General features: G+C 44.2%; 14 protein-coding genes and 2 tRNA genes. 15 read left to right on the forward strand and 1 reads right to left on the reverse strand.

From position 1 onward, the window contains the following. The first annotated feature begins 20 nt into the window (after window positions 1–20). From pulA to G6R11_RS06670, 6 genes are all read left to right on the forward strand, one after another. On the forward strand, window positions 21–4,397 hold the full coding sequence (gene pulA, locus G6R11_RS06645; protein WP_163132298.1) for a pullulanase-type alpha-1,6-glucosidase: 4,377 nt from the start codon (window positions 21–23) through the stop codon (window positions 4,395–4,397). A 310-nt stretch (window positions 4,398–4,707) separates the two neighbouring features. Then, window positions 4,708–5,850: a glutamine-hydrolyzing carbamoyl-phosphate synthase small subunit gene (carA, locus tag G6R11_RS06650; RefSeq protein WP_163132299.1), complete on the forward strand. Its 1,143-nt coding sequence runs from the start codon at window positions 4,708–4,710 to the stop codon at window positions 5,848–5,850. 19 nt (window positions 5,851–5,869) lie between these two features. Then, a complete protein-coding gene (gene carB / locus G6R11_RS06655; protein ID WP_163132300.1) occupies window positions 5,870–9,088 on the forward strand; it encodes a carbamoyl-phosphate synthase large subunit in 3,219 nt (1,072 codons plus the stop codon). A 147-nt stretch (window positions 9,089–9,235) separates the two neighbouring features. Further along, on the forward strand, window positions 9,236–9,712 hold the full coding sequence (greA, locus tag G6R11_RS06660; RefSeq protein WP_163132301.1) for a transcription elongation factor GreA: 477 nt from the start codon (window positions 9,236–9,238) through the stop codon (window positions 9,710–9,712). Between the two features lie 56 nt (window positions 9,713–9,768). Further along, a complete protein-coding gene (locus G6R11_RS06665) occupies window positions 9,769–10,374 on the forward strand; it encodes an HAD family phosphatase (protein WP_163132302.1) in 606 nt (201 codons plus the stop codon). 158 nt (window positions 10,375–10,532) lie between these two features. Then, window positions 10,533–11,024 (forward strand): hypothetical protein, encoded by a 492-nt coding sequence (locus G6R11_RS06670; RefSeq protein WP_163132303.1) that lies wholly within the window; start codon window positions 10,533–10,535, stop codon window positions 11,022–11,024. 30 nt (window positions 11,025–11,054) lie between these two features. On the opposite strand, the gene yhbY is transcribed toward G6R11_RS06670, so the two are convergent. Next, a complete protein-coding gene (gene yhbY / locus G6R11_RS06675; RefSeq protein ID WP_163132304.1) occupies window positions 11,055–11,351 on the reverse strand; it encodes a ribosome assembly RNA-binding protein YhbY in 297 nt (98 codons plus the stop codon). Window positions 11,352–11,465: 114 nt separating this feature from the next. Here yhbY and rlmE point away from each other — a divergent pair, with 114 nt between their 5' ends. The 9 genes from rlmE (at window position 11,466) to nusA (ending at window position 19,140) form a co-directional block, all read left to right on the forward strand. After that, window positions 11,466–12,095: a 23S rRNA (uridine(2552)-2'-O)-methyltransferase RlmE gene (rlmE, locus tag G6R11_RS06680; RefSeq protein WP_016402382.1), complete on the forward strand. Its 630-nt coding sequence runs from the start codon at window positions 11,466–11,468 to the stop codon at window positions 12,093–12,095. A gap of 49 nt (window positions 12,096–12,144) precedes the next feature. Beyond that, the gene (gene ftsH, locus G6R11_RS06685) at window positions 12,145–14,073 is read left to right on the forward strand and encodes an ATP-dependent zinc metalloprotease FtsH (protein WP_163132305.1); all 1,929 of its coding nucleotides are present in this window, start codon (window positions 12,145–12,147) and stop codon (window positions 14,071–14,073) included. 61 nt (window positions 14,074–14,134) lie between these two features. Further along, complete coding sequence (gene folP / locus G6R11_RS06690) at window positions 14,135–14,965, forward strand: dihydropteroate synthase (RefSeq protein WP_163132306.1); 831 nt, start codon at window positions 14,135–14,137, stop codon at window positions 14,963–14,965. Continuing rightward, window positions 14,965–16,302, forward strand: coding sequence for a phosphoglucosamine mutase (glmM, locus tag G6R11_RS06695; protein WP_163132307.1), 1,338 nt, complete (start codon window positions 14,965–14,967; stop codon window positions 16,300–16,302). The genes folP and glmM overlap by 1 nt, the downstream gene beginning before the upstream one ends. Before the next feature lie 159 nt (window positions 16,303–16,461). Continuing rightward, window positions 16,462–16,806 (forward strand): preprotein translocase subunit SecG, encoded by a 345-nt coding sequence (secG, locus tag G6R11_RS06700; protein WP_163132308.1) that lies wholly within the window; start codon window positions 16,462–16,464, stop codon window positions 16,804–16,806. A gap of 5 nt (window positions 16,807–16,811) precedes the next feature. After that, window positions 16,812–16,897, forward strand: a tRNA-Leu gene (locus G6R11_RS06705). 53 nt (window positions 16,898–16,950) lie between these two features. Beyond that, window positions 16,951–17,027 (forward strand) — tRNA-Met (locus G6R11_RS06710). A 145-nt stretch (window positions 17,028–17,172) separates the two neighbouring features. Further along, on the forward strand, window positions 17,173–17,631 hold the full coding sequence (rimP, locus tag G6R11_RS06715; protein ID WP_163132309.1) for a ribosome maturation factor RimP: 459 nt from the start codon (window positions 17,173–17,175) through the stop codon (window positions 17,629–17,631). Window positions 17,632–17,643: 12 nt separating this feature from the next. Next, window positions 17,644–19,140, forward strand: a complete 1,497-nt coding sequence (nusA, locus tag G6R11_RS06720; RefSeq protein WP_163132310.1) for a transcription termination factor NusA — start codon at window positions 17,644–17,646, stop codon at window positions 19,138–19,140. The last annotated feature ends 4 nt before the right edge of the window (window positions 19,141–19,144 follow it).

The following is a 19,144-nucleotide window of genomic DNA, read 5'->3' on the forward strand; positions in this document are numbered from 1 at the left end:
AAAGGAAAGGAAAGGCTGACATGGATATAAAAATTAGTAAGCTAGCAAAGCTTACAATGCCATTCGTAGTCGCAGTTGCGATCACCGCTTGTGGCAGTAGCAAAACCGAAATTGTTCCGGAGGTACAAGAACCTTCAGTTTCAACTCCAGAAGTAGTTGAGACAGATCCTATAATTGTTTTACCAGGTGATGCACCTACCCCTTCAGCAGAGCAGTTTGCCTTTAGCTATGTAGCTGAAGCTGCTAACGGTTCATCAGCCCAAGTGGCATTTAGTGCCCGCGCAACAGAATTTAACGCTTGGGTATTACAATGTGCGGATAGTTCCTATTCACCTGAAGGTAACGATGATTTTGGCCCTTCTTGGCTAATTAATGTTAGTGAACTAGAAACGTGTACAGATTTCAAAGTACTCGATGAGAATCAAGAAGAGAAAGGCTCTTTCACGGCATCAGCAGGTTTAGCAGGGAAAAATGTAGGTATATCAGAAGGTAGTAGCGATCTTATTGAGGGGTCGAGAACGGATCTACTTTTAGCAGGGCAAGGCCTACCTCAGGCCGGTACTGACGTAGTATTGCCAGAAGTTGAAGCACCCGGTGATCATGAAGTAGCAAGCAGTGGTCAAATTGCTTTACAGATCTATGATCCAATGGGTGACTTTGCGGATGATTACGCAGCGATGAACTTGCACCTTTGGAAAGACAATTGTGACAACTCACCATTAAATGACAGCGCTCTAAATAATGGATGGGATGATGTTAGTGTTACTCCGGATACTTCAGATAGGTTTGGCCCAGTATGGTACCTCCCAATCGACGCCGATGAGGGCTGTTTTAACGTTATTTTCCGTACTAACGAAAATAAAGACAAATTAATTGGTGACGACATTAGAATTGATGTTGCGACAATGGGTGAAAATCGTTCAATAACCCTTATGCCGAGTAACGCAACCCAATTTGCGAGTCGTGATACTGCTTTTGAAGAAGCGGGGCCTTCAGCTGGATTTGAAGTGAGTACAGTTGGCGCAATTATGTTGGATGATGACACTATCGCTTGGAGAGGCGGTGACGGTGCATCAATGGTGCAATTGATGTTTACTCACGACGGAGAGTTCTCCGTAACTGATGGAGTTGTTAGCGGTCCATCAATTGTATTGTCTGGCGGTACCTTATCAGATGAACAGAAGTCGAAATTTCCTCACTTAGCTGATTACCCAGCATTTACTTTGCCTTCTCTCCCTGAGTCGATTTCTTTAACTGATATTTTGAAAGGTAGTGTTGTCGCTATCGCTTCGAATGACGTTGGTGAAATGCGTTCCGTAACCGGGGTTCAATATGCAGGAGCACTAGATGCTTTATATGCTGAGTCAGCTAAAGAGTTGGATTATGGTGCTGTAGTTAGCGGCGAAGAAACCACCTTCCGCATTTGGGCTCCAACTGCGACAAATGTTGAAGTAGTTATTTATAACGATGATAAAACTATACGTGATCGTCTGCCTATGGTTGAAGATGCAGCTTCAGGCAGTTGGAGTGTTAATGCTCCGAATGCCGATGTAGATCGCAGATTCTACCGTTATGCCTTAACCGTATTCAATCCTACTCAGCAAAAAGTGTATGGCTATGAGGTAACTGACCCGTATTCTTTAAGCTTGTCGATGAACTCTTTATACAGTCAAGTAGTTGATTTAGATGCTGATGATTTGAAACCAGCTGGTTGGGACTCTGTAACTGCACCCCATTCGCAGTTAGGTAGTGATTTGTCAGATATGGTTATTTACGAGTCGCATGTCCGTGATTTCTCATCATTAGATGCAAGTACAGCTAATAAAGGCAAGTATCTTGCGTTTACTGAAGAAGGAACGGTACCTACTGAACATTTAAAAGAGCTACAAGATGCTGGTCTCACTCACTTACATCTGATGCCCGTATTCGATCTTGCAACAATTAATGAAGACCCAACGAAAGTCGCTAATATCGATGAACCTTTTAGCAAGTTGTGTAGTGTTAATCGGTCTGTAGCTGAATCAGAGGACTTCGTATCATATTGTCGTAGCGAACAGACATTAGCTGAGGTGTTTGAAGAGTTAGCTGAGGAAGATAGTATCGACTCACCTAAAGTACAAGCGCTTAATGAGTATGTTCGAGGCGTCGATAGCTATAACTGGGGTTACGACCCATTCCACTTTAACGTTCCTGAAGGCTCATATGCTACAGATGCTGAGGGCACTGCGCGAATTCTAGAATTCCGAGAGATGGTTAAGGCAGTTAAAGAGAATCTTGGACTAAATGTCGTGGTTGACGTTGTTTACAATCATACAAACGCATCAGGTCTAAACGATAAATCGGTTCTTGATAAAGTTGTTCCAATGTATTACCAACGTCTAGTTCCTGATACAGGTATGGTTGAAACTTCAACTTGTTGTGACAATACGGCACCTGAGCACGCAATGTACGCCAAGTTTATCGATGACTCTCTAATAGTATGGACTGAGCAATACAAAATTGACGCTTACCGTTGGGACTTAATGGGGCATCACCCATTAGAGCAAATGCAAACAACTTTAGCTGCCGCTCAAAGTGTAAACGAAGAAGTTTATTTCTATGGTGAAGGCTGGAATTTTGGTGAAGTTCAAGATGACCGCCGTTTTGTCCAAGCTACGCAAAAACACTTAGGTGGCACTGGTATTGGTTCTTTCTCTGACCGTTTGCGTGATGCGGTTCGTGGTGGTAGCCCGTTTGACTCTGCTGACGGCATTCGTGCAACCCAAGGTTTTGGTAATGGTGCCTATGTATTGCCAAATGAATTGGTTTCTTTAACTGGAGAAGCTAACGAAGACGGAAAAACACCTGGTGAGATAGAGTTAGCTCGAGCTCTTCATCAAGCTGATCTAACGCGCTTAGGTATGGCTGGTAACCTTAGTGACTTCCAAATGTTAACTAAAGATGACTTAGTTATGTCGGGTAGTACCATTGATTATAATGGTCAGGCAGCGGGTTATGCACAAGAACCATGGGAAATTCAAAACTACGTATCTAAACACGACAACCAAACACTTTGGGACATTAATATGTATAAAGTGTCGCATGATGCAAGTGTTGAAGATCGTGTAAGGATGCAAGGTGTTTCATTGTCCACTGTGTTACTTGGTCAAGCCATGCCATTCACTCACATGGGAGTGGAGTTGCTGCGCTCTAAGTCAATGCAACGTGATTCATACGATTACGGTGATTGGTACAACAAAGTTGATTTCACTTTAGCTGACAATAACTGGGATAAAGGTTTACCAGCTGCGGAGAAAGATGAAGCAAACTTTGAGACCATCGAAGGTGTGTTAACTGATAAAGCTCAACCTGCTGCCATCGATATGATGAATTCAGTTGATGTTTACAAAGAGTTGTTACGTTTACGTAAAGCTTCTCCGTTGATGACTTTACCTAGTGGTCAAGAAATTATTGACCGAGTAGACTTCCGCAATGTTGGTCCTGCTCAAACGCCGGGTCTAATTGTTATGACAATCGATAATGGCCTGGGACATAATGCTGACTTAGATGCAGACCTAGACGGTATTGTTGTTATTGTGAATGCAACGCCTGAATCGCAAATGGTAAGCGGTTTCGTAGACGGTGATGGGAACCCAATTGCTCTTGCTAACTTTGAGCTAAGTGAAGCACATTCTGCGGCTAACTCTATTGCCGGTGATGCAGCCTTTGCTGATGGTAAGTTTACCGTTCCAGCTTGGTCTTCAGCTGTATTTAACATGGCTCGCGATGGAGAACGCGGTACAGGTCTACCACAAGGGCAGAAAGGAGATACTCCTCCTTTAGGTCTCGCTCAGGTATACATTGCTGGTGATATGAATGGTTGGGATGCTGCAGGAACTGAGGCTACATATGCTGGTAACGGACTTTATACTGTTGAAACAGCTGTAATGGCAGGACAGGAATATAAGTTCACACTTGGTAATTGGGATACTAGTTGGGGATGTGGCGGCGGTAACTGTACTGTTACTGAATCAGGTTTCTATACATTAACATTAGATGCTAATGATAGTGCTAACCCTGAAGTATCTATGGAAACGCTAGATGAAGCATTTGCTGATATAGCTATGCATGTTCCAGGGTCAATTATTGACTGGAAACATGACGCTACCACTCAAATGACCTATGTAGATGGCGCAATTTATAGCTTTACATTTGCTGCTGACTCAGCGGTTCAATTTAAGGTTACTGGCAGTGGCTGGGGAATTCATGAGCATGGTTTTGATGCTGTAGTAGTAGCTGATGATTCTTTAGCACTAACAAACAATGGTGGGAATATAGAGTTTACTCCTGCTGCTGCTGGCAATTTTGTATTAACATTTGATTTGGTTAGTAAGCAGTTAGCCGTTAAAGCTGAGTAATATTAACGTTTAATTAAAAGCCGCTCCTGCCAGAGCGGCTTTTTTTTTAGATAGACTGATTGCTGATAAGCTTTGTAGTTGGGCTAAAACGCTAGCTATGACACATTTAGAAAAACATTCCATTTCACCCCCTTAATGTTTAAATCGAACCTTAAGCGCCCGTTTTTATAAGTTTGTATAAAAATTGATAGACCTTTCGCAATATCTCTTCTATAATCCGCGGAATTTGCCAAAATTTTATCGTATTGGGCTAAAGTTTACCCTTTAGTTCAACTTTGTCGTGTCGACAGTTCTTTGTTAGGAGGTTGCCTTGAGCAAATCAGCGCTGCTGGTATTAGAAGACGGTACCGTGTTCCGTGGAACCGCAATCGGAGCCAATGGTTCTGCCGTTGGAGAAGTTGTTTTTAATACTTCGATGACTGGATACCAAGAAATTTTAACTGACCCCTCATATGCTCGCCAAATTGTCACCCTCACTTACCCCCATATCGGAAACTACGGAACCACCCCTGAAGATGAAGAATCGAATGCTATCCACGCTTGTGGCCTAGTTATTCGTGATTTGCCTTTAGTGGCGAGTAACTTCCGTAGCCAACAAAGCTTAAGTGAATATTTGGAAGCAAGAAACGTAGTAGGTATTGCGGATATAGACACTCGTAAGCTAACGCGTATTCTTCGTGAAAAAGGTGCACAAGCCGGTTGTATTGTAGCGGGTGAAAATTTAGATGAAGCACAAGCTTTAGCTGAAGCGAAAGCCTTCCCTGGATTAAAAGGGATGGATCTCGCCAAAGAAGTTACCACGGCTGATACTTACACTTGGGCACAAGGCTCTTGGGATCTTAAAGCTGGGCTTCCCGCCGATAGTGAAGACAGTAAGTTTCACGTAGTTGCTTATGATTTTGGTGTAAAACGCAATATTTTGCGTATGTTAGTGGACCGCGGCTGTAAATTAACCGTGGTTCCTGCCAAAACATCTGCTGAAGAGGTGCTTGCCTTAAACCCCGATGGCATCTTCTTGTCTAACGGCCCCGGCGACCCCGAGCCATGTGACTACGCGATCGCAGCCACCAAAACCTTCCTCGAAACAGATATCCCAGTATTTGGTATTTGTTTAGGTCACCAAATTCTTGCGTTAGCCAGTGGTGCTAAAACAGCGAAAATGAAATTTGGCCATCACGGTGGTAACCATCCGGTTAAAGATATTAAACATGACCGAGTAATGATTACCGCGCAAAACCATGGTTTTGCGGTAGATGAAAAAACCTTACCAGACAATCTAACAATGACGCATTTCTCGTTGTTTGATCAAAGCTTACAGGGTATTCATCGCACCGATAAACCAGCGTTTAGCTTCCAAGGTCACCCTGAAGCTAGCCCTGGTCCGCATGATGCGGCGCCATTGTTTGACCATTTCATTGAATTAATTGAGCAGCGCCTTAACGGCCAAGCGTAGGTAGAGAGCAGCAGAACTTATGCCAAAACGTAGTGATATAAAAAGTATTCTAATATTGGGCGCAGGCCCAATTGTTATCGGCCAAGCTTGTGAGTTTGACTATTCCGGCGCTCAGGCTTGTAAAGCCTTGCGTGAAGAAGGTTACCGAGTGATCTTGGTTAACTCTAACCCTGCCACGATTATGACTGACCCTGAAATGGCTGATGCGACTTACATCGAGCCTATTCACTGGGAAGTGGTTGAGCGCATTATTGAAAAAGAGCGCCCAGACGCAGTATTGCCAACCATGGGTGGTCAAACAGCATTGAACTGTGCGCTAGAGCTAGAAAGTAAAGGCGTACTAGAAAAATACAATGTTGAAATGATTGGCGCTACCGCAGACGCAATCGACAAAGCTGAAGACCGTAGTCGATTCGACAAAGCGATGAAAAGCATCGGCCTAGCTTGTCCTAATGCCGGTATTGCTCACTCTATGAAAGAAGCATACGGCGTATTAGAAGAAGTTGGTTTTCCATGTATTATTCGACCTTCTTTCACAATGGGCGGCACCGGTGGTGGTATTGCCTATAACAAAGAAGAGTTTGATGAAATTTGTACTCGTGGCTTAGACCTTTCGCCAACTAGTGAACTGCTAATTGACGAAAGCTTGATTGGTTGGAAAGAGTACGAGATGGAAGTGGTACGTGATAAAAACGATAACTGTATTATTGTTTGTGCCATCGAAAACTTTGACCCAATGGGCGTTCACACTGGTGATTCAATTACCGTAGCGCCTGCGCAAACTTTATCCGATAAAGAATACCAATTGATGCGTAATGCATCACTGGCGGTATTGCGTGAAATTGGTGTTGAAACAGGCGGCTCTAACGTTCAGTTTGGTATTTGTCCAAATACAGGCCGTATGGTTATTATCGAGATGAACCCTCGGGTATCTCGTTCATCAGCGCTAGCGTCTAAAGCAACGGGTTTCCCAATTGCTAAAATCGCCGCTAAATTGGCAGTAGGTTTTACCCTTGATGAGCTACAAAACGACATTACTGGCGGTCGCACACCTGCTTCGTTTGAGCCTTCAATCGATTACGTAGTGACTAAGATCCCTCGCTTCAACTTTGAAAAGTTTGCTGGTGCTAACGACCGTCTAACCACTCAAATGAAGTCAGTAGGCGAAGTGATGGCGATTGGTCGTAACCAACAAGAGTCACTTCAAAAAGCCTTACGCGGTCTAGAAGTTGGCGTTGATGGTTTTGATCCAATTGTTGACCTTAATGCAACAGATGCCATGGAAACCATTCGCCATGAATTGCAAAATGTAGGTTGTGACCGCATTTGGTACATTGCAGATGCATTCCGTGCTGGCATGAGTGTAGAAGATATTTTCGCTCTTACTAACATTGACCGCTGGTTCTTGGTTCAAATCGAAGACATTATCTTACTTGAGCAGCAAGTCGCTAAAGAAGGTGTCGCGAGTCTTGATGAAGCCACAATGCGCAAACTTAAACGCAAAGGTTTCGCCGACGCGCGTTTAGCAAAACTAACCGGTGTATCTGAGAAAGAGTTGCGTAAGCTTCGTCACCGTTTAGAGGTGCTACCTGTTTACAAGCGAGTTGATACATGTGCTGCTGAGTTTGCTACTGATACGGCTTACATGTACTCAACTTATGATGAAGAGTGTGAAGCACAACCTTCAGATAAGAAAAAAATCATGATTTTGGGCGGTGGCCCTAACCGTATTGGTCAAGGTATTGAGTTTGATTACTGTTGTGTTCATGCTGCCTTAGCCATGCGTGATGATGGTTACGAAACCATTATGGTTAACTGTAATCCAGAGACAGTATCTACCGATTACGATACTTCTGATCGCTTATACTTTGAACCGGTAACGCTAGAAGACGTATTAGAAATTGTACGTGTAGAGCAGCCTACTGGTGTAATTGTTCAATACGGTGGCCAAACGCCACTTAAGTTGGCGCGTGAATTAGAAGCCGCTGGTGTACCTATTATTGGTACTTCACCAGATGCGATTGACCGTGCAGAAGATCGCGAACGTTTCCAAGTCGCTGTAGATCGATTGAAGCTTAAACAGCCAGAAAATGACACAGTTTCTACCACTGAAGAAGCGGTTATTTCCGCTGAGCGCATTGGTTACCCATTGGTAGTTCGTCCATCTTATGTATTGGGTGGCCGCGCAATGGAAATTGTTTATGACGAGCAAGATTTACGCCGCTACTTTAAAGAAGCTGTAAGTGTATCTAACGACTCTCCAGTTCTGTTGGATAGCTTCTTAAACGATGCTGTTGAAATCGACATTGATGCTATCTGTGATGGCAAAGACGTAGTGATTGGCGGCATTATGGAGCATATTGAGCAAGCGGGTGTTCACTCTGGTGACTCGGCTTGTTCATTGCCTGCCTATACCTTAAGCCCACAAATTCAAGACCGCATGCGTGAGCAAGTGCGCGCTTTAGCCCTTGAACTTGGCGTAATTGGTTTAATGAACACCCAGTTTGCGGTTAAAGACGATGAGATTTACTTAATCGAAGTTAACCCTCGTGCCGCACGTACTGTACCGTTTGTGTCAAAAGCAACTGGCGTGCCTATTGCTAAGGTCGCCGCTCGTGTAATGGCGGGTATTTCTCTAGCCGAGCAGGGCATCACTAAAGAAGTGATTCCTCCATTCTACTCAGTGAAAGAAGTGGTATTGCCATTTAACAAATTCCACGGCGTTGACCCAATCTTAGGCCCAGAAATGCGCTCTACCGGTGAAGTTATGGGTGTAGGTGCAACCTTTGCCGAAGCTTATGCTAAAGCAGAGTTGGGCATTGGTAACGATGGCCCTAAAGGTGGTCGAGTACTATTGTCGGTGCGTAATTCAGACAAGAAACGTGTTGCCGAGCTTGCCGCTAAGTTACTTGAACTAGGTTACGAACTAGACGCTACCCACGGTACCGCAGTGGCATTGGGTGAAGCAGGCATTAACCCTCGCTTAGTGAATAAGGTTCACGAAGGCCGCCCACATATTCTTGACCGTTTGAAAAATGGTGAGTACAGCTACGTAATTAACACTACTGAAGGTCGTCAATCTATCGAAGATTCTCGTCAGTTACGTAGAGCAGCCTTGGCGCAAAAAGTTAACTACACCACCACGCTCAATGGTGCGTTTGCGACTTGTCAGGCGCACAACGCAGACGATCGTGGCACTGTGACTTCTGTTCAAGAATTACATAAACGTATTAGTTAATCGGTGACTATCGGTATAAGCAAAGCGGTGAAGATCTTCACCGCAGCGTAAAATAGCGTTACACTGTTAACATTATTACAAGTAAATTTGGCTGTCATCGACAGCCAAATTTTTTTCTGTTTTTCTAGTTTTGTTGAGTTAAAAAGTATGAAACCAGTTCCTATGACGGTGCGTGGAGAAACGCAATTACGTGAAGAGTTAGAGCATTTAAAAACAGTGGTTCGTCCAAAAATTATCGACGATATCGCGGTAGCTCGTGAGCATGGCGATCTTAAAGAAAACGCTGAATATCACGCTGCACGAGAACAACAAGGCTTTTGTGAAGGGCGTATTCAAGATATCGAAGGCAAGTTAAGTAACGTTCAGGTTATCGACGTAACCAAAATGACCAATAGCGGTAAGGTGATTTTTGGTTGTACGGTTACTTTACTAAATCTTGATACAGACAAAGAAGTAACTTACGGGATTGTTGGTGACGATGAAGCCGACATTAAGCAAAATCGCATTTCCGTTAACTCGCCAATTGCGCGCGGGCTTATTGGTAAGAACGTAGAAGATGAAGTAACCGTAGTAACGCCTGGCGGTGAAGTTGAATACGAAATTGTAGCGGTTGAATATATTTAGTTTCAATCACTTTTAAAAACGCAGCTTTAGGCTGCGTTTTTTATTGGAGAAGCGTTTTGTTATCTATAGATTACTCAAAGTATGATGCCTTTATTTTTGATATGGATGGCACCTTAGTTGACTCGATGCCAGCACATTTGGCTGCTTGGGAAGAAGCCTTAAACCAGCAGGGCTTACCGGTTTATATCGATTTTGTCGCACAGCGTGGTGGTATGCCTACGCTGAAAATTGCTGAACAATACCAGCAACACTACCAAGTAAACATCGACGCATCTAAGTTACTTAATGACAAGCGCGCGGGGTTTGATGCCTTATGGCATAAACTTGAGCGTATCCCAGCTAGCTGTAAGTTACTCGCAGAATATTCGGCCACTAAAAAGCTAGGTTTAGGCACCGGTGCTGAGCGAGTCAATATGGACCGTATTACCAATAATCTTCAACTTACCGAGTACTTTCAAGTAATGGTGTGTGCTGAAGATGTAGCCGCACATAAACCTGAACCAGATACTTTCCTTCAAGTTGCACAGCGTTTGGCTGTTGAACCAAAACGTTGTTTGGTGTTTGAAGATACGCCATTTGGTATTCAAGCGGCACACAACGCAGGAATGGACTGCGTGGTGGTGAGAGATGCTCAACTGGCAGAGTTTTTACCCTTGGCTTAATGTCGACATAAAAAACTGCATAGCTTAATTAAAGCTTAGTTATCCTGTTTGCATATTTTAGATATTCAGATGATTAATTGTACACAGAGTTTATGTTTGATATAGTGCAAAAGTTCACCATGGATTGGTTGTTTATTAACTGATTTAGAGGTGGCTTAATGTCTATGCAAGTAAACTCCAACTCGATGTATGCTTATTCTCCTACTGCTACATCCGCTTCAACTGCTATTTCTAGCACCTCAAATAAGCCAAGTTATGGCGATATTGTTGATGATATTTCAAATGAATACGATCAACTGTCTCCAGAAGAGCAACGTAACGCTCGCCTTTATGTTGGCGGAGAAATAGAAAGCTATCAGCAAAAGCAGCAAGCCGAAGTAGATGCTAAGCGCAACACCGTAGTGGGTGTATCAGCTGTAAATCATCAGCAAAATTTATTAGATATTTACTATACCAGTTCAACGGGCAATGAAACTAAAGGTAGTGAGAGCAACCCTGTTAGTTACAAAGCGCTCGAAAGTATTAACAGCAACCTAGAGCAACAAAAGCAAGTCAATCAACAGCTGGCGATTGCTGAGTTTTACGCCAAGTATGGTGGAGGTTCAGATCCGCAACCAGAGCCCTATCAGCCGGTTTCAATCGCGGTATAGATACAAAAAAAGCGGCTAATGCCGCTTTTTTTATTTTCGAGGTAACTCGATTTTCTTATCTTCGCTAGGGCGATAGATAATTAATATATGGCCAATCACCTGAACCTTTACCGCTGATACTTTATCCGCAATGGTATCGGCAATCAGCTGCTTCATTTCACGATCATCAGTAGCAATTTTCACCTTAATCAATTCATGGTGAGCAATCGCTACTTCTATCTCTGCCAAAATCCCTTCGGTCAATCCATTTGAGCCAAGCATTACCACTGGCTTTAAGTTATGAGCCAAGGATTTCAGGTGCTGTTTTTGTTTGTTGGTTAGTTGCATGAAACTTTCTGCTTACTCGGGGTTGAAAAAGGCACATTCTAGCGCCATCTAAAGACTAATACTATTTTATAATCAGAATACCGTACAGTTTAGTAACTATAGTGGAAACTATTTGTGACCAATAAAAAACATACAGCCAGCTCTAAGCGCTGGTTAACAGAACACTTTGATGACCACTACGTGCAAAAAGCTCAAAAGCTGGGTTTGCGTTCACGAGCGGTATTTAAGATTGAAGAGATTCAAAATAAAGACAAGTTACTTAAACCAGGTATGACAGTGGTAGACCTTGGCGCAGCTCCAGGTGGTTGGTCGCAATACTGTGTGGAACAAGTAGGTTTAGATGGGCACGTAATAGCCTGTGACATTTTACCAATGGACCCTATTGCCGGTGTTGACTTTCTTTGCGGAGATTTTCGCGAAGAGGAAGTACTAAATGCCTTACTCGAGCGAGTGGGGGAAAAGAAGGTTGATGTTGTGCTGTCTGATATGGCACCAAATATGAGTGGTAACAATAATGTTGACCAATCACGTGCAATGTATTTAGTTGAACTAGCATTAGATATGTGCCGTGAAGTTTTAGCACCAAAAGGCAGTTTTGCGGTAAAGGTATTTCAAGGCGAAGGCTTTGATCAATATCTGCAGCAAGTACGTTCTATGTTTACCAGTGTGAAAACTCGTAAGCCAGATTCTTCTAGGGCTCGCTCTCGAGAAGTCTATATAGTGGCTAGTGGCTTTAAACTATAGTACGCTAGCTAATAATTCTTATTTAAAAATAACCGGTGAGGTTTTCGTCTTGAGTGACATGGCAAAAAATCTGATTCTATGGCTGGTAATAGCTGTGGTTTTGATGTCTGTATTCCAAAGCTTTAGCCCTGATTCAAGCAGTGGTCGGCAAATGGACTATTCCACCTTTGTAAAAGAAGTGAATCAAGAACAGATCCGCGAAGTGCGTATTAGTGGGCAGGATGTTAAAGGCATCAAGCGCACTGGTGAGCAATTTAGCACTATTATTCCCTTGCACGATAAAGACCTACTTAATGATCTTATCAACCACAATGTGAAAGTATTGGGTGAGCAACCAGAAGAGCAGGGGCTATTAACCTCTATCTTCATTTCTTGGTTCCCAATGTTGTTGCTCATTGGTGTATGGATATTCTTCATGCGTCAAATGCAAGGCGGCGGTGGTAAAGGCGCGATGTCTTTTGGTAAGAGTAAAGCGCGCTTGATGAGCGAAGACCAAATTAAGACGACTTTTGCTGATGTTGCAGGTTGTGATGAAGCAAAAGAGGAAGTTGGCGAGCTTGTAGACTATTTACGAGACCCAACTAAGTTCCAAAAGCTTGGTGGTAAAATTCCAACAGGCGTATTAATGGTTGGTCCTCCAGGTACCGGTAAAACCCTATTGGCGAAGGCCATTGCAGGCGAAGCAAAAGTACCATTCTTCACTATTTCTGGTTCAGATTTCGTAGAAATGTTCGTGGGTGTTGGTGCATCACGTGTACGTGACATGTTTGAGCAGGCCAAAAAATCAGCTCCTTGTATCATTTTTATTGATGAAATCGATGCGGTAGGTCGCCAACGTGGCGCGGGTTTAGGTGGTGGACACGATGAGCGTGAACAAACCTTAAACCAAATGCTGGTTGAAATGGACGGCTTTGAAGGTAACGAAGGTATCATTGTTATTGCTGCTACTAACCGACCAGACGTATTAGACCCAGCATTGCTGCGTCCTGGACGTTTCGACCGTCAAGTGACTGTTGGTCTGCCGGATATTCGTGGTCGTGAGCAAATTCTTAAAGTGCACATGCGTAAAGTACCTTTAGGTGATGGCGTTGATGCTGCAGTTATTGCACGTGGTACGCCTGGCTTCTCTGGTGCAGACTTAGCTAATTTGGTGAATGAAGCGGCTCTATTTGCTGCTCGTGGCAGCAAGCGCACTGTGTCTATGGAAGAGTTCGAGAAAGCTAAAGACAAAATCATGATGGGCGCTGAGCGTAAATCAATGGTGATGACCGAAGCTGAAAAAGAAATGACGGCTTACCATGAAGCTGGCCACGCCATTGTCGGTCGCTTAGTGCCAGAGCATGACCCTGTTTACAAAGTGAGTATCATTCCGCGTGGCCGCGCCTTGGGTGTGACTATGTACTTGCCAGAGCAAGACCGAGTGAGTCACAGCAAACAACACCTAGAAAGTATGATTTCGAGCCTATATGGCGGTCGCTTGGCCGAACGTATTATTTACGGCGACGAGAAAGTGTCTACCGGAGCTAGTAACGATATTGAGCGCGCAACTGAAATTGCTCGCAAGATGGTAACCCAATGGGGCCTATCTGAATCAATGGGACCGTTATTGTATGCCGATGAAGAAGGTGAAGTATTCTTAGGTCGCAGCGCTGCTAAAACTAAGCACATGTCTGACGATACGGCTAAGTCGATTGACTTAGAGATCCGCTCGGTGATTGACCGTAACTATCAGCGTGCTGAATCGTTGTTGAATGAAAATAAAGACATTCTGCATTCGATGAAAGATGCGTTAATGAAGTATGAAACCATCGATGCTCGACAGATTGACGACTTAATGGAACGCAAAACGCCGCGTCCACCTGCTGATTGGGACGACTCTGACAAACCAACACCACCAGAGTCTAAAGATAAGGGTGAAGAGGAAAAAGTGGAAACGCCTGAAGCACCTAAAACCATGGGTGAAGATCCTGCCCAGTAAGCTATAAATAAATTACTAGCCCTGTAAGTTACTTGCAGGGCTTTTTTGTAAGTAAAGAAAAATGACTATTGCATTCAATATTGGCTCTCACCAATTCCAGCGTCCCGTTATTATGGGCATTCTTAATGTAACTCCAGACTCTTTCTCTGATGGCGGCGCTTATGTCTGTCATGAGCGTGCGCTAGCGCGGGTTGAGCAAATGCTAAAGGAAGGTGCGGATATTATTGACGTGGGCGGGGAATCAACTCGTCCAGGTGCGGCCGACGTGGCGTTAGCAGAAGAGTTGCAAAGAACGATTGGTGTTATCAAAGCTATTAAACAACGCTTCGGTTGTTTGGTCTCAATCGATACCAATAAAGCCGAAGTGATGCAGCAGGCGGTTGAAGCTGGAGCTGATATCATAAATGATGTCTGTGCCTTAACTAATCCAGGAACCCTAGAGGTCGCTGCTAGTTCCGGGCTTCCAGTATGTATTATGCACATGCAAGGAAAACCAAGAAGTATGCAGGCTAACCCTCAATATCAAGATGTAGTGAGCGAAGTAATTACTTACTTAAAGCAACGAGTTGAGAGCTGTGTAGCGGCAGGTATTGCTGAATCGAATATAATAGTTGACCCAGGTTTCGGTTTTGGTAAAACTCTTGACCACAACTTTCAGTTGTTAGCTCAGTTAAGTGAGTTTAAGCAACTTGGCTTGCCTATTTTGGCAGGCGTTTCCCGTAAGAGTATGTTTGGTAAGTTATTAGGCAGGTCGACAGATAGCCTAGTTGCAGCAAGTATTACCGGGGCGGTGTTAGCCGCACAGCAGGGAGCGCACATATTTCGCGTGCATGACGTTCAAGAAACGGCAGATGCGCTAAACGTTTATTCAAAAGTACAGATGAGTAAGTAATGACAAGACGATATTTTGGCACGGATGGTGTTCGCGGTAAGGTGGGTGAATACCCCATTACCCCTGAATTCGCTTTAAAACTAGGATGGGCAGCCGGTAAGGTCTTGTCGAGCAAGGGAACACGTAAAGTATTAATCGGTAAAGATACCCGAATCTCTGGTTACATGCTGGAGTCCGCATTAGAAGCCGGGCTGTCAGCTGCGGGTGTTCAAGCAAGCTTTGTTGGTCCTATGCCAACCCCTGCTGTGGCCTATTTAACCCGAACTTTTCGCGCCGAAGCGGGCATCGTTATTAGTGCTTCGCATAACCCTTACTACGATAACGGTATTAAGTTTTTCTCAGCCAACGGCACTAAATTACCCGATGAAGTGGAATTAGCCATTGAAGCTGAGTTAGATAGTCCAATGACATGTGTTGAATCTGCCGCATTGGGCAAAGCGCGTCGTATTGAAGATGCAGCTGGCCGTTATATCGAGTTTTGTAAGAGTACTTTCCCAAACAAATATAACTTATCAGGCCTTAAAATTGTCGTAGATTGCGCACACGGCGCGACTTACCACATTGCACCTAAGGTATTTAGCGAGTTAGGCGCCGAAGTTATTGCTATTGGTAATAAGCCTGACGGTCTAAATATTAACGAAAAGTGCGGCGCAACTGACACGGGTTTATTAGCTGAACAGGTATTAGAGCATCAAGCTGATCTAGGTATTGCCCTTGATGGTGACGGCGATCGAGTTATGATGATTGACCAGCACGGCGTGCAAGTCGATGGCGATGAGATTCTTTACATCCTAGCTAAAGACGCCAAGCTAAGTCATCACTTGAGCGGTGGAGTAGTGGGCACTCTTATGAGCAACTTAGCCTTAGAACAAGCCTTTGCTGAAATGGATATTCCCTTTAGCCGTGCTAAAGTGGGGGATCGTTATGTGATGGAGCAACTGTCTGAGCGCGGCTGGACCTACGGCGGCGAAAACTCTGGTCATATTATTTGCTTAGGGCATACCACTACCGGTGATGGGATCGTGGCAGCGCTGCAAGTTCTTGCTGCTATGTTGGCTCAAAAGCAAAGTTTGCGAGGTTTGTTAAGTGACTTAACACTCTACCCACAGTTATTAGTTAACGTGCGTTTTAAAGGCGATAGTGATCCTTTAAGTAGTGACCTAGTGAAAAAGGCCCAAGCTAAGGCTGAAAATCAACTGGGTGATTCCGGTCGTGTGCTGCTGCGTAAGTCTGGTACTGAGCCATTGTTACGAGTAATGGTTGAAGGGGCAGACTCCGCATTAGTCGAACAGTGTGCCAATGATATCGCTGACGCAGTTAGAGCTGCTTGTAACTAAAGCGAACAATAATTAAACGGTTGAACACAGAGTAGAAGTTTTTTGAGCTGGGCGCTTGTATTAGTAGCAGAGGTTCGCTAATATTCGCCCGCTTTGGTGACTTGTGTTTCACTAAATGACGGTCGGAATGAAGACCGACCCACACTTAGGTGAAAGAGAATGTACGAAATTTTATTAGTAGTTTATTTAGTTGTTGCACTGGCTTTAATCGGTTTAGTGCTTATTCAGCAAGGCAAAGGTGCTGACATGGGCGCATCTTTTGGCTCTGGCGCATCAAACACAGTATTTGGTTCTTCTGGTTCAAGTAACTTTTTAACCAGAGCAACCGCTATTTGTGCAACGTTGTTTATTGTTATCAGCTTGGTGTTAGGCAACCTTTCAGCCAAACAAACCCAACAAGTTGATGAGTGGAGCGATTTGTCTCAGCCTGCTGCTGAACAAGTGGTTCAAGATGCTGATGTACCAGCATCACCAGCAAACCCTGGTAGCGACGTACCAAACTAATTTTAGCCGAGGTGGTGGAATTGGTAGACACGCTATCTTGAGGGGGTAGTGTCCTATGGACGTGCGGGTTCAAGTCCCGCTCTCGGCACCAATAGTTATTTTTGCATCCTGTCAGAGTGATTGATATAATCCTCGGCAATCGGACGCGGGATGGAGCAGTCTGGTAGCTCGTCGGGCTCATAACCCGAAGGTCGTCGGTTCAAATCCGGCTCCCGCAACCAACTATCAAATACTTAGGTAGACGATAGTGTTAAAGGCTCAGAAATTTTAAAGCCCCGCTTCATCGGGGCTTTTTGTTATTTTCTCGCCGCACCTTAGGTGCTAGAACTGGGCTTTACGCCCTTTTTTTGTTTCTGGAGGGGAACCTTGGCAACTGTAGAACAACGACTAACTGATATGCTTACTCCAGCGGTTGAAGCGCTGGGCTTTGAGCTCTTAGGTATCGAATATGTTAGTGCTGGCAAGCACTCTATCGTGCGTCTGTTTATTGACCACGAAAACGGCATTAATGTCGACAATTGCGCCGACGTAAGTCGACAAGCTAGCGCTATTTTGGATGTTGAAGATCCAATTAGCACTGAGTACAACCTTGAGGTTTCATCTCCTGGTTTAGAACGCCCTCTTTTTAAAGCGGAACATTATCTACGTTTTATTGGTGAGATTGCTTTTGTACAGGTACGCATGCCTGTAAACAATCGCCGTAAATGGCAGGGTGAAATTATTGCTGTTGAAGACGACACAGTCGTTTTAGCAGTAGACAAAGAACGACATCGGATCGCGCTTGGTAACGTACAAAAAGCGCATCTGGTTCCCCAGTTTGACTAAAGAGGGTCAGGAATGAACAAAGAAGTCTTGTTGGTTGTTGATGCGGTATCGAATGAGAAAGCTCTACCGCGTGAAAAAATCTTTGAAGCTATGGAAATTGCTTTAGCAACAGCAACCAAGAAAAAGTATGAAGGCGATATTGAAGTTCGCGTTGATATCGACCGTAAAGACGGTAGTTTCGACACCTTCCGTCGCTGGATGGTAGTGGAAAATCAAGAAGCGATTGAAAACCCATACCGCGAAATTACTTTGGAAGCAGCCCAATACGAAGAGCCAGAAATTGAACTTGGCGATTACGTTGAAGAGCAAATTGAATCGGTAGTATTTGACCGCATTACTACGCAAACTGCTAAGCAAGTTATTGTACAAAAAGTACGTGAAGCAGAGCGCGCACAAGTTGTTGAGCAATACTTCGACCAAGTGAATGAGTTGGTAACTGGTGTTGTTAAAAAGGTAAGCCGTGAGAATATCATTGTTGACCTAGGTAACAATGCAGAAGCGGTTATTCACCGTGAAGAGTCACTTCCGCGTGAAGCGTTCCGCCCAGGTGATCGTGTTCGTGGTTTACTGTATGAAGTAAAACCTGAAGCACGTGGCGCTCAGTTATTTATGAGCCGCACCCGCCCAGAGATGCTGATCGAATTGTTCCGCATTGAAGTGCCAGAAATTGCTGAAGAGATGATTGATCTTAAAGCTGCCGCTCGCGATCCAGGTTCTCGTGCAAAAATTGCCGTTAAAAGTAATGACCGCCGTATCGACCCTGTAGGTGCTTGTGTTGGTATGCGTGGCGCTCGTGTTCAAGCTGTTTCAGGTGAGCTTGATAACGAACGTGTAGACATTGTTTTGTGGGACGATAACCCTGCCCAGTTTGCCATTAACGCAATGGCACCAGCAGAAGTGGCTTCAATCATCGTTGATGAAGATAGCCACTCTATGGATATTGCCGTAGAAGCCGACAACCTTGCTCAAGCCATTGGTCGTAATGGTCAAAACGTACGTCTTGCTTCTCAACTTACCGGTTGGGAGCTAAATGTAATGACTGTTGAAGATGCTAATAACAAGCATCAGGCTGAAGCTCAAAAAGCTATCGATACCTTTGTTAAGTACTTAGACATCGATGAAGAGTTTTCAACGGTTCTTGCTGAAGAAGGTTTCACTTCTTTAGAAGAAATTGCCTACGTACCAGTAAACGAGTTACTAAGCATCGATGGCCTAGATGAAGACATGGTTAATGAGTTACGAGAGCGCGCAAAAGCAGCACTAGTAACCGAAGCCTTGGCTAAAGAAGAGTCTTTAGATAATGCCGAGCCTAGCGAAGAGCTACTGGCCCTAGAAGGTATGGAGCGTCACTTAGCGTTTGTACTCGCAAGCAAAGGCGTGATTAGCTTGGAAGATCTTGCAGAGCAAGGCATCGACGAGCTAGAAGATATTGAAGAATTGTCGGAAGAAAAAGCCGGCGAACTGATTATGGCCGCCAGACAGATTTGCTGGTTTGGCGACGAAGAATAAGGTC

The sequence above is a fragment of the Agarivorans sp. Alg241-V36 genome (assembly GCF_900537085.1).
Classification (GTDB): domain Bacteria; phylum Pseudomonadota; class Gammaproteobacteria; order Enterobacterales; family Celerinatantimonadaceae; genus Agarivorans.

Bases quoted from the DNA above. Each gene is read 5' to 3' on its own strand.
- pulA (WP_163132298.1), top strand. From the start codon at position 21: ATGGATATAAAAATTAGTAAGCTAGCAAAGCTTACAATGCCATTCGTA.
- carB (WP_163132300.1), top strand. From the start codon at position 5,870: ATGCCAAAACGTAGTGATATAAAAAGTATTCTAATATTGGGCGCAGGC.
- greA (WP_163132301.1), top strand. From the start codon at position 9,236: ATGAAACCAGTTCCTATGACGGTGCGTGGAGAAACGCAATTACGTGAA.
- G6R11_RS06670 (WP_163132303.1), top strand. From the start codon at position 10,533: ATGTCTATGCAAGTAAACTCCAACTCGATGTATGCTTATTCTCCTACT.
- yhbY (WP_163132304.1), bottom strand. From the start codon at position 11,351: ATGCAACTAACCAACAAACAAAAACAGCACCTGAAATCCTTGGCTCAT.
- folP (WP_163132306.1), top strand. From the start codon at position 14,135: ATGACTATTGCATTCAATATTGGCTCTCACCAATTCCAGCGTCCCGTT.
- glmM (WP_163132307.1), top strand. From the start codon at position 14,965: ATGACAAGACGATATTTTGGCACGGATGGTGTTCGCGGTAAGGTGGGT.
- secG (WP_163132308.1), top strand. From the start codon at position 16,462: ATGTACGAAATTTTATTAGTAGTTTATTTAGTTGTTGCACTGGCTTTA.
- nusA (WP_163132310.1), top strand. From the start codon at position 17,644: ATGAACAAAGAAGTCTTGTTGGTTGTTGATGCGGTATCGAATGAGAAA.